This window comes from Nonomuraea coxensis DSM 45129 (assembly GCF_019397265.1).
GTDB classification, from domain to species: Bacteria; Actinomycetota; Actinomycetes; order Streptosporangiales; family Streptosporangiaceae; genus Nonomuraea; species Nonomuraea coxensis.
The window spans coordinates 8,572,287-8,586,365 of record NZ_CP068985.1; the positions used below are offsets into that span (position 1 = coordinate 8,572,287).

Annotated in this window: 16 protein-coding genes; 14 read left to right on the forward strand and 2 right to left on the reverse strand. The window is 71.4% G+C overall.

Going from position 1 to position 14,079, the window contains the following annotated elements:
- Positions 1–3 precede the first annotated feature (3 nt).
- The 5 genes from Nocox_RS40165 to Nocox_RS40185 all read left to right on the forward strand — a co-directional run bounded on the left by Nocox_RS40165 (position 4) and on the right by Nocox_RS40185 (position 4,715).
- Positions 4–1,131, forward strand: coding sequence for a sensor histidine kinase (locus Nocox_RS40165; RefSeq protein WP_020545533.1), 1,128 nt, complete (start codon positions 4–6; stop codon positions 1,129–1,131).
- A complete protein-coding gene (locus tag Nocox_RS40170; RefSeq protein WP_020545532.1) occupies positions 1,128–1,817 on the forward strand; it encodes a response regulator in 690 nt (229 codons plus the stop codon). Before Nocox_RS40165 ends, Nocox_RS40170 begins: the two co-directional genes overlap by 4 nt.
- Before the next feature lie 112 nt (positions 1,818–1,929).
- Positions 1,930–2,778: a peptidoglycan-binding domain-containing protein gene (locus Nocox_RS40175; protein WP_020545531.1), complete on the forward strand. Its 849-nt coding sequence runs from the start codon at positions 1,930–1,932 to the stop codon at positions 2,776–2,778.
- Between the two features lie 68 nt (positions 2,779–2,846).
- Positions 2,847–3,737 (forward strand): peptidase inhibitor family I36 protein, encoded by an 891-nt coding sequence (locus Nocox_RS40180; RefSeq protein WP_219495550.1) that lies wholly within the window; start codon positions 2,847–2,849, stop codon positions 3,735–3,737.
- Between the two features lie 33 nt (positions 3,738–3,770).
- Positions 3,771–4,715, forward strand: coding sequence for a SpoIID/LytB domain-containing protein (locus tag Nocox_RS40185; RefSeq protein WP_219495551.1), 945 nt, complete (start codon positions 3,771–3,773; stop codon positions 4,713–4,715).
- 46 nt (positions 4,716–4,761) lie between these two features.
- Here the strand turns inward: Nocox_RS40185 and Nocox_RS40190 are convergent, their stop codons facing one another.
- The gene (locus Nocox_RS40190) at positions 4,762–5,802 is read right to left on the reverse strand and encodes an NBR1-Ig-like domain-containing protein (protein WP_020543213.1); all 1,041 of its coding nucleotides are present in this window, start codon (positions 5,800–5,802) and stop codon (positions 4,762–4,764) included.
- A gap of 664 nt (positions 5,803–6,466) precedes the next feature.
- Between Nocox_RS40190 and Nocox_RS40195 the strand changes: the two genes are divergently transcribed.
- Together Nocox_RS40195 and Nocox_RS40200 are read left to right on the forward strand one after the other, a co-directional pair.
- Entirely contained in the window at positions 6,467–6,565 is a 99-nt protein-coding gene (locus Nocox_RS40195; protein ID WP_020543214.1) for an SNIPE associated domain-containing protein, read from the forward strand.
- 20 nt (positions 6,566–6,585) lie between these two features.
- Positions 6,586–6,768, forward strand: coding sequence for a hypothetical protein (locus Nocox_RS40200; RefSeq protein WP_020543215.1), 183 nt, complete (start codon positions 6,586–6,588; stop codon positions 6,766–6,768).
- Here Nocox_RS40200 and Nocox_RS40205 read toward each other — a convergent pair.
- Positions 6,765–7,454 carry a GntR family transcriptional regulator gene (locus tag Nocox_RS40205; RefSeq protein WP_020543216.1) on the reverse strand — a complete coding sequence of 230 codons (690 nt, stop codon included), beginning with the start codon at positions 7,452–7,454 and terminating at the stop codon, positions 6,765–6,767. The genes Nocox_RS40200 and Nocox_RS40205 overlap by 4 nt on opposite strands.
- Before the next feature lie 214 nt (positions 7,455–7,668).
- On the opposite strand from Nocox_RS40205, the gene Nocox_RS40210 reads away from it, so the two are divergent.
- Genes Nocox_RS40210 through Nocox_RS40240 form a run of 7 tightly spaced genes read left to right on the forward strand, consistent with a single transcriptional unit; the run spans position 7,669 to position 14,075 of the window.
- Entirely contained in the window at positions 7,669–8,661 is a 993-nt protein-coding gene (locus Nocox_RS40210; protein ID WP_157383049.1) for an ABC transporter substrate-binding protein, read from the forward strand.
- The gene (locus tag Nocox_RS40215; protein WP_020543218.1) at positions 8,658–9,443 is read left to right on the forward strand and encodes an ABC transporter permease; all 786 of its coding nucleotides are present in this window, start codon (positions 8,658–8,660) and stop codon (positions 9,441–9,443) included. Before Nocox_RS40210 ends, Nocox_RS40215 begins: the two co-directional genes overlap by 4 nt.
- Entirely contained in the window at positions 9,440–10,204 is a 765-nt protein-coding gene (locus tag Nocox_RS40220; RefSeq protein WP_020543219.1) for an ABC transporter permease, read from the forward strand. The genes Nocox_RS40215 and Nocox_RS40220 overlap by 4 nt, the downstream gene beginning before the upstream one ends.
- Complete coding sequence (locus tag Nocox_RS40225) at positions 10,197–11,012, forward strand: ABC transporter ATP-binding protein (RefSeq protein WP_020543220.1); 816 nt, start codon at positions 10,197–10,199, stop codon at positions 11,010–11,012. The genes Nocox_RS40220 and Nocox_RS40225 overlap by 8 nt, the downstream gene beginning before the upstream one ends.
- The gene (locus tag Nocox_RS40230) at positions 11,009–11,992 is read left to right on the forward strand and encodes an ABC transporter substrate-binding protein (RefSeq protein ID WP_020543221.1); all 984 of its coding nucleotides are present in this window, start codon (positions 11,009–11,011) and stop codon (positions 11,990–11,992) included. Before Nocox_RS40225 ends, Nocox_RS40230 begins: the two co-directional genes overlap by 4 nt.
- Before the next feature lie 17 nt (positions 11,993–12,009).
- Complete coding sequence (locus tag Nocox_RS40235; protein ID WP_020543222.1) at positions 12,010–13,233, forward strand: FAD-dependent monooxygenase; 1,224 nt, start codon at positions 12,010–12,012, stop codon at positions 13,231–13,233.
- Between the two features lie 32 nt (positions 13,234–13,265).
- On the forward strand, positions 13,266–14,075 hold the full coding sequence (locus Nocox_RS40240) for an SDR family NAD(P)-dependent oxidoreductase (RefSeq protein WP_020543223.1): 810 nt from the start codon (positions 13,266–13,268) through the stop codon (positions 14,073–14,075).
- The last annotated feature ends 4 nt before the right edge of the window (positions 14,076–14,079 follow it).

Here is a 14,079-nt window from a genome sequence, read left to right on the forward strand (position 1 = left end):
GCCGTGGAGTCCTGGGAGCGGACCCGGCGCCGGTGGCAGCACGCCTTCTTCGGGTCGTGGCTGGTGCTGACCTCGGCCGGCCCGCTGACGGAGGTGGGCCAGGTCCTGCCGGTGGCGCTGGTGGCCGGGCTGGCCGCCTGGTACGCGGTGTGGTTCGTGCTGCGTACGCCTCCGGCCGGCGAGGTGCCCCTGCCGTACGTGGCCGGCGGCGCGCTGCTCTGCCTGGGGCTGTTCGCGATCGACCGGTCGTTCCTGGTGGTCTGCCTGTGCGTGCTGGTGCCGTACTGCATGGACGCCGTGCGCATCGGGCTGGTCGCGGTGCTGTCGTGCGCCGGGGGCTGGCTCTGGCACAGCTACCACCACGGCGGGTCGATCAGCTGGACCGAGATCGCCATCACCGTGCTGATCGCGGTCAGCGCGGCCACCTCGGTGGGCTACTTCTCCTCGGTGGCCCGGCAGAGCGCCGAGCGCAAGGAGCTGATCGACCAGTTGCAGGCCGCCCAGGAGGCGCGGGCGGCGGCCGAACGGCAGGCGGGCGTGGCCGCCGAGCGGCAGCGGCTGGCGCGCGACATCCACGACAGCCTGACGCAGGGGTTCGCCAGCGTGGTGATGCTGCTGGAGGCGGCGCAGGAGCGCTCGCCCGACGACCGGCACCTGGCCCAGGCGTTGTGCACGGCCAGGGAGAACCTCGTGGAGAGCCGGCGCGTGGTGCGGGCGCTGCGGCCGGGCGAGCTCGACGACGGCGGCCTGCCCGAGGCGCTGCGCCGGCTGTCGGGCCGGCTGTCCGACGAGACCGGCATCGACGCGCACGCCGTGATCACGGGGCCGCTGCGGCCCCTGGACGCGCAGGTCCAGGCGGAGCTGCTGCGGGTGGCGCAGGAGGCGGTCGCGAACGCCCGCAGGCACGCGGGCGCGGGGCGGGTGACGCTCACGCTGTCGTACATGGAGGACCTGGTCGTGCTGGACGTCCACGACGACGGCGACGGCTTCGATCCCGGGCGGGCCGCCGCCGGCCACGGCCTGCTGATCATGTCCGAGCGGATGGCGCAGCTCGGCGGCACGCTCCTCGTGGAGAGCGCGGCCGGGGAGGGCACGACGGTCGTGGCGAGCCTCCCGGTGGCGGCCCGATGAGCGCGCGGGCCGCGATCAGGGTCCTGATCGCCGACGACCATCCGGTGGTCCGTGACGGCATCAGGGCGATGCTCGGGACCCAGGACGACCTGGAGGTGGTCGGCGAGGCCGTCTCGGGCGCGGACGCGGTACGGCTGGCGCGCGACCTGCGGCCGGACGTCACGCTGATGGACCTGCAGATGCCCGAGCTGGACGGCGCGACGGCGATCAGCGGGATCCGCGCGGACGACCCCGGCGCCAGGGTGATCGTGCTGACCACCTATGACACCGACAGCGACATCTCCCGCGCCATCGACGCCGGGGCGATCGGCTACCTGCTCAAGGACACGCCCCGCGAGCAGCTGTTCGACGCGATCAGGGCGGCGGCCCAGGGGGAGAGCGCCCTGTCGCCGTCGATCGCGACCCGGGTGTTGTCGTGGGCCCGTACCGACGCGCCCGGCACGCTCAGCGGGCGGGAGATCGAGGTCCTCGGCGCGGTCGCCCAGGGGATGAGCAACAAGGCCATCGCCGCGCACCTGTGCATCAGCGAGGCCACGGTCAAGACCCACCTGCTGCACGTCTTCGCCAAGCTCGGCGTCGACGACCGTACCGCCGCCGTGACCGTCGCGGCCACCCGGGGGATCATCCGCCTCGGCGGCTGGACCGACGCCGCCGCCTTGTCAGACGACGTGTACTCCCGCAGGTAGGAGCACGTCGAACAGGCTGACAACAGCGTTCGCCTACCGGACACGCGGGCGAGCCGACAGCTTGGACTCCGTCACGCCGGAACCGCCCCGGCCCCCTGAACCAGGAGTCCCGATGAAGCTGTCCTCATGCGCCGCCGCCCTCGCGGCCGCCGTCCTGCTCACGTCGCTCAGTGGGGTGACCGGGACGGCGGCGGCGCAGCGGCGGGCCGGCGCTGAGGCCCTCCCGAGCGTGAACATGGAAGCCACCGTCAAGGCGGCCCAGATCGACCCGCGGCGGCCCGACAACACGCTGACCCCGGGCGCCAAGGCCGGCGTGCTCCTCGTCGAGCAGGCGCTGCGCGACCTGCGTCTGCTCGACGCGAGGTGGGTGGACGGCTATTTCGGCTCCACGACGGTCGCCGCCTACGCGAACTACCAGAAGTCGCTCGGCCTCACCGGTCTCGACGCCAACGGCCTGCCGGGCAGGACGTCGCTCACCAGGCTCGGCGCCGGCCGGTTCACGGTCACCCACGTCATCACGCCGGGGCCGCGGGTGTCCGAGGGCGGTTCCGTGCTCAACGCCCGTACGCGGAGCATGCTGGCCGAGGCCGAGCGGCTGCTCGGGCGGGACGTCGAGCTGGATCAGGGCTCGTACAACGCCGGCGGCGACCCCACCTCCGCGGGCACCCATGACGGCGGCGGCGTCGTGGACCTCTCGGTGAAGGGGATGAACGCCGCCACCCGTACCGCGGTCGTCCGCGCGCTGCGGCTCGTCGGCTTCGCCGCGTGGCTGCGCAGCCCCGCACAGGGCGACTGGCCCTGGCACGTCCACGCCGTCGCCATCAGCGACACGGACCTGTCCAGCCAGGCCCAGCACCAGGTCGGCGACTACTACCTCGGCTTCGACGGGCTCGCCGGCCGCGGCCGGGACGACGGCCCGCGGACGACGATCCGCACCTGGGAGGAGTACCGGCGCCGCTGACTTCCGTACCCGATCCGCATCCCGACAGCGCAGACAGATCCCGACAGCGCAGACAGAAGGAGAACAGCATGAGCAATCTCACCAGGACCCTCGCCGTGGCGACCACCGCGGTGGCGCTCGGCGGGGCGGTCCTCGCCACCGCCTCCCCCGCAACCGCCGCCGGCCGTGACGGCGTCTGCGACACCGGCGAGTTCTGCTACTACTTCAACAGCAACCACCAGGGATCGGTCTCCGACTTCACCGGATCGATCGCCGACTACAGCACCGAACAGCCCACCTGCTACGACTTCAAGGGCCCCGGCGCCGGCAAGGGCACCTGCATCAAGAACGCCGCCGCCTCCGTCTGGAACCGCAGCGGCAAGACCGTCCGCGTCTACTTCAACACCGGCTACGCCGGCAGCTACCAGGACTTCGCGCCCGGCGCGAAGGCCAACCTGAACGCCACCCTCAAGAACCAGAACGCCTCCCACCAGTTCAGCCCGTCGTCGACGGCGCGCGGCGCGATGTCGTACTCGCTGTACGCGGCCACCGGCCGGATCACCTGCGGCTTCGACGGCTACACCTCCACCTCAGGCCGGCACGAGGGCATCGACATCGCGCGCGGCGTCGGCTCGAACGTGCGCGCCCTGGTGGCGGGCCAGGTCATCAACGTCGTACGCGGCTCCACCGGCAGGGCGAATCTCTCCACCATCGCCATCTACAACGCCTCGCTGAACAAGACGGTCATCTACCTGCACTCCGCCCCGCTGTCCTCCTTGCGCGTGGGCCAGCAGGTCAGCCGCGGCCAGGTCATCGCCACCGAGTCGTGGCACGGGGTGTCGAGCCGTGCGTCCGCGCACACCCACGTCGAGATGCGACCCGGACGGCAGACGCGCGCCGCCAAGAGCGTCGGCGACCCGCACCTCGACAACCCGAACCCCACCTCGTTCTGGAACTCCCAGGGCTACAGCATCCGATAACGCGCCACGGCCGCACTCAGAAGAGGAAACCACGTGTCCGTACGAACGGTCCGCCTGCTCTCGCGGCTCGCCGCGGTGGCGCTCGGCGGGGCGGTCCTCGCCACCGCCTCCCCCGCAACCGCCGCCGGCCGTGACGGCGTCTGCGACACCGGCGAGTTCTGCTACTACTTCAACAGCAACCACCAGGGATCGGTCTCCGACTTCACCGGATCGATCGCCGACTACAGCACCGAACAGCCCACCTGCTACGACTTCAAAGGCCCCGGCGCCGGCAAGGGCACCTGCATCAAGAACGCCGCCGCCTCCGTCTGGAACCGCAGCGGCAAGACCGTCCGCGTCTACTTCAACACCGGCTACGCCGGCAGCTACCAGGACTTCGCCCCCGGCGCGAAGGCCAACCTGAACGCCACCCTCAAGAACCAGAACGCCTCCCACCGGTTCCTGGCCTCCGCGCCGCCGCCGGCCGGGCCCGGGTGCAAGACCGACGGCACGGACACCAGGCCGCCCACGACGATCCTCGTGTACCGCACGTCCCTCGATCGGGTGGAGCGGGTGGATTTCCGGACGTACGTCAAGAACGTCCTGCCCAACGAGTGGGTGTCGAGCTGGCCGGGCGAGTCGCTCAAGGCCGGGGCTCTCGCCGTGAAGAACTTCGGCTGGTACTGGGCGCTGCACTCCACCCGCAGGACGCCTAGCGGCCAGTGCTTCGACGTCTACGACCACACGTCCAGCCAGGTGTACAGGCCCGGCTCGGCGAAGGCCGTGACGAGCGCCGCGATCGACGCGACCTGGGGCACCCGGCTGACCCGGAACGGGAAGATCTTCCGGGCTCAGTACTGCGCCACGACGACGGCGTGCGGCAACTGGGTCGACGGCGACTGGATGTCGCAGAACGGCTCCCGCGACAAGGCCCGAGCGGGCTGGAGCCACTCCAGGATCCTCCAGCACTACTACACGGGGATCGCTCTCGGCTCCTGAGCCCTCCTCCTCGGTTCCCCGTCGTGCCCTGCGGCGCGGCGGGGAACTAGGGTGCGTCCACGATGATCTGGAAGTTGATCGGCCGGCTCCCGGGAAACAGGATCGCCCCCGAGGCGTCCACCATCTTGAACCGCACGTAACACAGGCCCGGCTTCCTGGGGGTGGTGACGACGGTCTCGATGTCGACCGTCTCGCCGGGCGGCGTGTCCTTGATCGGCACGTCGGAGATGGTCTGGCACTGATCGGCCTGCTGCGCGAAGTCGAGGCGGCGCAGCGAGTAGCCCGTCCACGGCACGGTCCCGGCGTTCTTCAGCCGCCACACCTTGGTCATGGTCTTGCCGGCGGCGACGCGCGTGCAGTCGGGGAGCGTGACGTCCTCGATGAACACGGCCGCGTCACCCGGGTGCAGGGGCGGGGCCCAGGGCGGGTTGGTCGAGCGCACCGGGCAGTCGGCCGGGGACAGCGCGGCTGCCGACGGGCCGCCGGTCGGGTCCAGGCCGGCTCCGCCGGTCGTGGAGCCCCGATCGAGCACCACCACGACAAGAACCGCCGCCACCGCCACGACGACCGCCCCCGCCGCCACGAACATCGCGGCCCGCGCCGACCTGACCCGCCCCTCACCGCCCGGCGACCCGGGAAGCGGGAGCGGGCCGGCACCGCCCGGCGACGCGGGATGTGGCGCCGGCACGTCGTCGCTCGCGGATCGGAGGGCTTGCGACGCGAGGGTGAGCTGCGAAGCACGGGGGTCGGCGGCGGCCCCGGCCTCCTCGGCCGGACGCCCCGCCGGCCCCTCGGACGCAGGCTCCGACGGCTCACCGGCGCTCGCCGATCTCACCACCCGGTTGGCCCGCTCCCAGTGCTCGCGGTACGCGGCCGGATCGGCGTCGCACGCCTTGACGAACTCGACGGTGGTCTCCCAGCTCGGAAGCCGGTTACCTTTTGTGGCTTCGTGCAGCGTCGTGTGGGAAATCGCCCCCGATCGGCCGGACATCTCCCGAAAAGGCGGGTTGCCGACCGCGTTGCGCAATTCCCGCAGAGTCGCCGCGAAGTCCTCGATCGCCTCCGCCCGCGCACGCCTGTCGTCCACCGTGCGAAGGTAACAGCACCCGCGGGCCGCCCTCAACCCGAACAGTCATCACCACGAACACGGGCTTTGACACGGAATCCCGGTTCACTTGTCCCAGTAGTTCGCCACTTTCTGTTTGAACGTCTCGGCCCGATCGCCTTTCAGCACCCCGAAACTTCCGCCTTTCAGCGGGCGCGACGGTCAGGCCCACCACCCCGCAGTACGTGAGCCCGGCAGCCACGATCTGCCGGCCGATCGCGTCGAGTTCGCCCTCGCAGTTGTCGTAGACGGGATTGTCGACGCTGAGGTGGGATTGGTGATACTGCAGCATCTCGGTGACGGCCTGAGCCAGCTATTTCCGTATGGCCGGTGAATCGCCGACGAATTCGGTTCGGCCCGCCGGGATGCTTCTGAACGTTTTCAATCGCCCGGTCCGCCCTCTGGTTGCGTGCTCATGAAACCCCTCCCATCGGCACGAAGGCATTCATCGTACGACCCGCCCCGCATTTGTCCACGCCCCCTCCACCAGCCGGTCGATGCGCACCGCCCGGTCCGCCGGCTTCGTGTAACTCCCGCGCCGCTCAGAGCCATCTCTCCTGTGCAGGGCCGTCGTGCGCAGACGAGGAGCGCTCATGCCCGAGTACCGCTTCAACTCCCCTCCCGGCTGGCCCGCACCTCCCCAGGGGTGGAAGCCGCCGCCGAGGGACGCAAGATGGTCCGCGACTTCTCGAAGCTGATGCTGAGGGCGTACAACGCGGAGGCGGACAACTGCGTGCGGAGCTGAGCGATCGGCGGCTCAACAAGGTGAACCTGCGCCGCGAGTTCTTCCTGGCCACGCCGGCCGAGGTGCGGGACCTCCTGCAGAAGATCGCCGGACAGCACCTCCTGGAGTATCGCGAGACGGCCGAAGCGCTCGAATGGCGGCAGTCGGCCGGAACGCCGCGAGCCGGCGCGTCAGGAACCGTATCGACCCAGCAGGCCGGCTAGGAGGGGGCCTGTGTGGCGTCCTGCTGGGCGGCCAGCAGGACCTCCGTGGTGCGGTGGATGTGGTCGGCGAGCTCCTTCTTCGCCCCTTCCACGTCCCGCTCCAGCGCCAGCGCGGCGAGCCGCGCGTGCTCGGCGTCCCGCTGCTGGATCTGCTCGGTGTTGCGGACCGACCAGCAGCGGTAGACCTCGCTGATGTCCCGCAGCCGTTCGGCGACCTCGCGCAGCCGCAGGTTGGGGCAGCCCTCCAGGAGGACCTGGTGGAAGCGGCGGTGGGCGTGCAGCCAGTCGGTGTTGATCTCGCCGTCGTCGCCGATCGTGGAGAGCTGGCTCAGCCGGTGGTGGGCGGCCACCACGGACGACTCCCAGTCGAGGTCGCCGTCCCTGATGGACTGGGCGAGGACCTGCGTCTCGATGGCGGCCCGGGCCTCGGTGAGGTGCACGAGATCCTGCACGCTGACCTCGACCACGCGGTAGCCGATCTGCGGCACCACGGTCACCAGGCCCTGCTCGACGAGGCGGGGCAGCACTTCGCGCAGCACGCCGGTGCTCGCCTCGTAACGGGCTCCGAGGTCCGCGAAGCCCAGGGGCGAGCCGGGGACCAGGTAGCCGTTGAGGATGTCGTTGCGCAGCGCGTGGAGGATGACTTCCCCCCGTGTGGGGCGCGTCTGTTCGCGTCTTCGTGACACACGAGGAGCGTAGCACCAACGATCGTCCCAGAATCGGAGATCGGAGGAAATTTTCGAAATCTCTTGACTTCCTCCTACTGCGTGTCCGAAGTTACGAACATGTCCGGTTTCGGACAACGCACAAATGAGCACGTGAGAAGTGAGACCCGAACTCCTGTTCGACAGGGGGCCGTAGCGGTGTGAGGGCGCGACTTACCGTGAGAAAGGAAGCGGCGTGGTTGCTTTGGGTAAGGGCAGAAGCCGGGCGGCCGTCCTGGGCGTGGTGGCGCTCGCCTGCACCGTCGGGCTGTCGGCGTGCGGCGGCTCCGGGGACTCCGGCGGATCCGCGGGCTCCGGCGGGTCCGGGGAGTCCGGCACGACGGTGATGAAGGTCGGTGTGACGCCGGTCGGCGACTTCGCGCCGCTCTACTACGCCAAGGACAAGGGGATCTTCGCGAAGAACGGGCTGGACGTCACGATCGACCCCAAGGGCGCCTCCGAGGTCCCGCCGCTCATTTCCGGCAGCTACCAGGCCGTGTCGATGGCGTGGGCCACGTTCATCCAGGCCACCGCGCAGGGCGTGCCGCTGCGGGCGATCTTCCCCGGCATCAACGGCGCGGCGGACACCCAGACCGGCATCTACGTGATGCCGTCCAGCGGGATCTCCTCCGTCAAGGACCTGGAGGGCAAGAACGTCGCCATCAACCAGCCGAAGGCCAACTTCGAGCTGAACTCGCGGGTGGCGCTCCAGGAAGCCGGCGTGGACGTGAACAAGGTGCAGTTCCAGGTGCTGCCGCTGGCCACGATGGCGGACGCGCTGGTCGCGGGCAAGGTGGACGCCGCCTACCTGGTGCCGCCGTTCTCCACGCAGGCCGAGGACAAGAAGGCGAAGCTGCTGCTCGACCCGTACGCGGGCCGCCTGGCCGGCTCCCCCATCGCCGGCTACGTGATGAGCGAGGCGTTCGTCAAGCAGAACCCGAAGGCGGTGGCCGCGTTCAAGGCGTCGATGACCGAGGCCGCCGAGCAGCTCAACACCAGCAAGTCCTACCGGGACTTCGTCACCACCTACACCAAGCTCACGCCCGAGCTGGCGCAGAAGGTGCCGGCCTACGAGTTCCCGGCCGCCATCGACGTCGAGAAGCTGCAGTCCGTGGCCGACCTCATGGCGGACGCCGGGTTCGCGACCAAGAAGGTGGACATCTCCCAGCTCCTGGTGGACGACCAGTGAGACCCGCACTCACCTGGCGGCGGCTGCCCGGCCGGCGCCAGCTCCTGTCGGTCCTCGTGACGCTGCTGCTCGTGCAGGCGCTGAGCGTGACCGGGGTGCTGAGCCGGGACAGCTTCCCGCTGCCCTCCGAGGTGCTGGTGCGGTTCGGCGAGCTGGTCGTCGGGGCCGGCTTCTGGGTGAGCGTCGGCGACAGCCTCAGCCAGGCGCTGCTGGGCCTGGCCCTCGGTACGGCGGTCGCGGTGCCGCTGGGCCTCCTGCTCGGCCGGTTCGCGCCGGCCGAGCAGGCCGCGCGGCCGATCATCGAGTTCCTGCGGCCGATCCCCTCGATCGCGCTGCTGCCGCTCGTCATCCTGACCGCCGGCGTCGGCATGAGCGGCGCGGTGATCCTCACCGGCCTGTCCAGCCTGTGGATGGTGCTCGTGCTCGCCATCCGCGGCGCCCGCGCGACCGACCCGGTGGCGGAGCAGACGCTGGTGTCGTTCGGGGTGCCGCCGCTGGCGCGGGTCTGGCGGCTGGTGCTGCCGAGCGCGCTGCCGTTCATCCTGACCGGCATCCGCATCGCCGCCTCGGTCGCGCTGGTCGTGGCCATCACGGTGGAGCTGCTCGGCGGCATGCCGGGCCTCGGCAAGGACGTGCAGGCGTCGCTGCAGAACGGCGACAAGGCCGGCGTCTACGCCTACACGATCGCGGCCGGGCTGCTCGGCCTGCTGGTCAACTTCGTGTTCGTGCCGGTCGAGGACCGGCTGCTGTCGTGGCACTCCTCGCGGAGGGCGGCCAAATGAGGCGACTGCTGTACGCCGTCGTGGTGCCCGCGCTGGTCACCCTGGCCGTCGCCGGGCTGTGGTGGGTGCTCAGCGCCTCCTCCACGTCGTTGTTCTTCCCGCCGCTGCGCGACATCCTGGCCGCGTTCGCGACCAACTGGTTCTCCGCGGACTTCGCGTCGATGGTGCTGCCCAGCCTGTGGCGGGTGGGTCTCGGCATGCTCATCGGGATCGTGGCGGGCGTCGGGGCCGGCGCGGCCATCGGGTCCGTACGCCGCGCGGAGCCGTACGTGAAGCCGCAGCTCGAGTTCATGCGCGCGCTGCCGCCCATCCTGATCCTGCCGCCGATGATCCTGGTGCTCGGCACCGGCGACGGCATGAAGATCGCCGTGATCGCCGCCTCCGCGGTGTGGCCGATCCTGCTGGCCACCGTGGACGGCGTGCGCTCGCTGGAGCCGGTGCGCGACGACATGGGCCGCGTCTTCGGCCTGCCCTGGCGGGCCAGGTTCCGCTGGATGATCCTGCCGACCGCCGTCCCGCACATCTGGAGCGGCGTGCGGGCCGCGCTGCCCATCGCGTTCGTGGTGATGGTGGCCTCCGAGTACTACTCCAGCGTCAACGGCATCGGCTACTTCGTCTCCCAGACCTCCACGAGCTTCCGCCTGGCGGACATGTGGTCGGCGGTCGTCCTGCTCGGCCTGATCGGCGTGGTGCTGAACACGCTGGTCGCCGTGGCGGGCCGCCGGCTCGACAAGAAATTCGGTGAGAACGCACATGACTGAGACGGCAGGGCTGAGCCGGACCTCCCCGACCAGCCCCGGCAAGGACGACCGTGTCGCGATCCTCGAGGTCGACGGCCTGCGCAAGAGCTACGGCAGCGAGCTGGTCCTGGAGGACATCACGCTGCGCATCTTCGAGGGCGAGCTGGTGTCCATCGTCGGCCCCTCGGGCTGCGGCAAGACCACGATGCTGCGCTGCCTGTCCGGGCTGCTGCCGTACGAGGGCGGCACCGTACGGATCGCCGGGGAGGAGGTCACCGGCCCGCCCGACACCCTCGGGCTGGTCTTCCAGGACTACAGCCGCTCGCTGCTGCCGTGGCTGAGCGTGGCCGACAACGTCCGGCTGCCGCTGCGCTACAAGCAGATCTCGAAGCGGGAGGCCGAGGAGCGCACGGCCGAGGCGCTGGAGTCGGTCGGCCTGGCCGCGCACACCCGCAAGAAGCCGTGGCAGCTCTCCGGCGGCATGCAGCAGCGCGTGGCCATCGCCCGCGCGCTGGCCTACCACCCGCGGCTGCTGCTGATGGACGAGCCGTTCGCCTCGGTGGACGCGCAGACCCGGGTCGAGCTGGAGGACCTCACGCTGCGGCTGTGGGCGGAGCGGGACATGACGATCGCGTTCGTCACGCACGACATCGACGAGGCGATCTACCTGGGCGGGCGCATCGTCGTGCTGACGCGGACGCCGACCACCATCCGCGAGGTCATGCCGGTCGACCTGCCGCGGCCCCGCGACCAGATCGCGACGAAGGCGCTGGACGAGTTCGGCCGCCTGCGCGCCTCGGTGTTCGGCGCTCTGGGGCACCACCAGTGAGCCGGCTCACGCTGTCGCTGGCGTGCGGTGACTACGAGATCACCCGCGCCCTCACGGACGGGCAGGTCCGGCCGGACGGCATCGACCTGCACGTGCTCACGGCCGACAAGGAGCGGATCTTCCGGCTGGACCGCCGCGCCGAGTGCGACGTCGCCGAGTTCAACGTGGTGCAGTACCTGCGGGCCAGGGAGCGCGGCGAGCCGCTGACCGCGATCCCGGTGTTCCCGCACCGCCGCTTCCGGCACGGCTCGATCTTCGTGAACACCGCGAGCGGCATCCGCACCGTCGCCGACCTGGAGGGCCGCGCGGTCGGCATCGGCGGGTACGAGCCGGCCGCGGCCGTGTGGATCCGCGGCATCCTCCAGGACGAGCATGGCCTGAACCTGGACAAGGTGGACTGGCAGGACGTCTTCGGCGCCTTCGGCCGCCTCCCCGACGGCCAGGACGCGCCCCTGCTCCCGACGGACAGCGCGGCCCGGCACCGCATCGACGACCTGCTGACCACGGGCGGCGTGAGCGCCACCGTGTCGGCCTACAACCCGCCGTCGTTGCTCGCCGGCGACCCGGCGGTGGCGCGGCTGTTCCCCGACTTCCCCCGGGTCGAGCGGGAGTACTACGCGCGGACCGGGGTGTTCCCCGTCATGCACGTGGTCACGATCAGGCAGGAGGTCGTCGACCGGCATCCGTGGGTCCCCGCCAGCCTGACGGCGGCCTTCACGGCGGCCCGCAGGGCCGCCATGGAACGGCTGCGCAACCCGCGCGCGCTGCCGCTGGCGTTCGTCCAGGACGTGTGGCGCGAGCAGGACGAGCTCATGGGCCGCGACCCGTGGCAGTACGGCCTCACCCGGGCGAACGAGCGCGCCATGGAGCTGATCGTGCGCTACGCCCGCGAGCAGGGCATCACGACCGGCGACCCCTCGGTGGCCTCGCTGTTCACCCCCGTGGACGTCGAGCCCAGCGGCGAGACCACGATCATCTGAAGGGAGCGGACATCACCATGCAAGCGATCGTCATCGGCGCGGGCATCGGCGGGCTCGCCGCGGCCGTGGCGCTGCGGCGGGCCGGAGCCGGCGTCACCGTCCTGGAGCAGTCGCCGCGCATCAGCGAGGTCGGGGCCGGGCTCGGCCTCGGGCCGAACGCGGTGGGCGCGCTCACGGCCCTCGGGCTCGCGCCCCGGCTGGACGCGGACGTCTCGCTCCCGACCTGGACGACCCGTCGTCGCTGGCAGGACGGGCGCGAGCTGTTCAAGGCCCCGCTCGCCGGGACCGTCGAGGAGACGTACGGGCACCCGTTCTGGTTCGCCCACCGGGGCGACCTGCAGCGCGCGCTGCTCGACGCGGCGCGGGACCCGGCGGAGCCGGGCAGGCCCGCCGAGGTGCTGCTGGGCCGGCGCGTCGCCGACGTGGACCCCGCGACGGGCACGGTCACGACCACGGACGGCGAGCGGTTCACGGCCGAGGCGGTCGTGGCCGCGGACGGCATCCGCTCCGTCGTCCGCAGGCGGCTGTTCGGCGCGGAGGAGCCCGTGTACGCCGGGCACAGCGGGTTCCGCACCCAGGTCCCGTCGGAGCGGCTGCTGGGCGACCCCGAGCTGGCGGAGTTCGTCGAGCGCAACGGCTTCGAGTCGTGGCTGGGCCCGGGCGCGCACGTCGTGCACTGCCCCTTCCGGCGCGGCTCGATGATCAACATCACCGCCTGCATCGAGGCCCCGGCCATCGCCTCCGGCGCCACCGCGGCCCCCGTCGGGCTGGACGAGACCCTGGCCCACCTCGACGGCTGGCACGAGCCGCTGCGCCGGCTGATCACCAAGGGCAACGGGGTGACCCGCTACGACATCTACACCCAGCCCGCGTTGGAGACCTGGCACACCGGGCGGGTGTCCCTGCTCGGCGACGCCTGCCATCCGATGCTGCCCTACCTCGGGCAGGGCGCCGCCCAGGCCATCGAGGACGGGCACGCGCTCGGCGCGGCCTTCGCCGCCCATCCGGAGCCGGCGGCGGCGTTCCGCGCCTTCGAGTCGCTGCGGGTCCGGCGGGCCAACCGGGTGCAGGCGCTGTCGGCCGCCAACGCGACGACCTTCCACCTGCCCGACGGCCCCGAGCAGCAAGAGCGCGACAGGGCCGTCGCCGCGGGCGCGACCGACTCCCAGGTCAGCGCGTGGCTGTGGCAGTACCAGGCCCCCGACCGCGCCGTACGGGACCTCGCGGCCGTCCCCGAATGAAGCCGTCACCGACAACAGAGCACGAGGAACAGATGGACATCGCGCAAGCCTTCGACTTCACCGGTTACAAGGTGGTCCTGATCGGCACCGGCATCGGCGTCAACGGCCCCGAGGACGTCGCCTCCTCGTCGGCCGCCGCCTTCACCCGGTGCGGCGCCGAGGTCCTGGTGGCCCAGGCCACGAAGGAGGCCGCCGAGGCCACCGCGGAGGCGATCCGCGACGCCGGCGGCGAGCCCCGCGTCGTGGTCCACGACCCGCGCGACCCGTACGGGCCCCAGCGGCTCGCGGCGGACCTGCCGGAGGGCTGGGACACCGTGGACACCCTGGTCACCCACCACTTCGCCAACGACTTCGGCCGCTTCCCCGACCTGTCGATCGAGCAGTTCGAGGAGACCGTGCGGATCAACCTGACCGGCGTCTACGCCGCCTCCCAGGCGTTCCTGCCGCACCTGAAGCGGTCGTCGCGGGCGTCGATGGTGCACGCCGGCTCGATCGACGGCACCTACGGCAACCCGAACGTCGTCAGCTACTCCGCCTCCAAGGGCGCCGTGCACAGCCTGGTGCACGTCCTGGCCGCCGAGCTGGCCTCCTCGGGCATCCGCGTCAACGGCATCTCGCGGGCCGGCTCGTCGGCCATGCCGCTGAAGACCGACATCGTCGCCGAGCTCGGGCGGGCCACGCCGCTCCGCCCGGTGGCCGAGCCCGGCGAGTACGCCGCCGCCGTGCTCTACCTCGCCTCGCGGGCGGCCTCCTACGTCACCGGCGTCCTGCTGCCGGTGGACGGCGGACGCACCGCGGCGACGCCCGGCTGCTCGCCCGGGTACACCGGATACCGGCACTGACGCC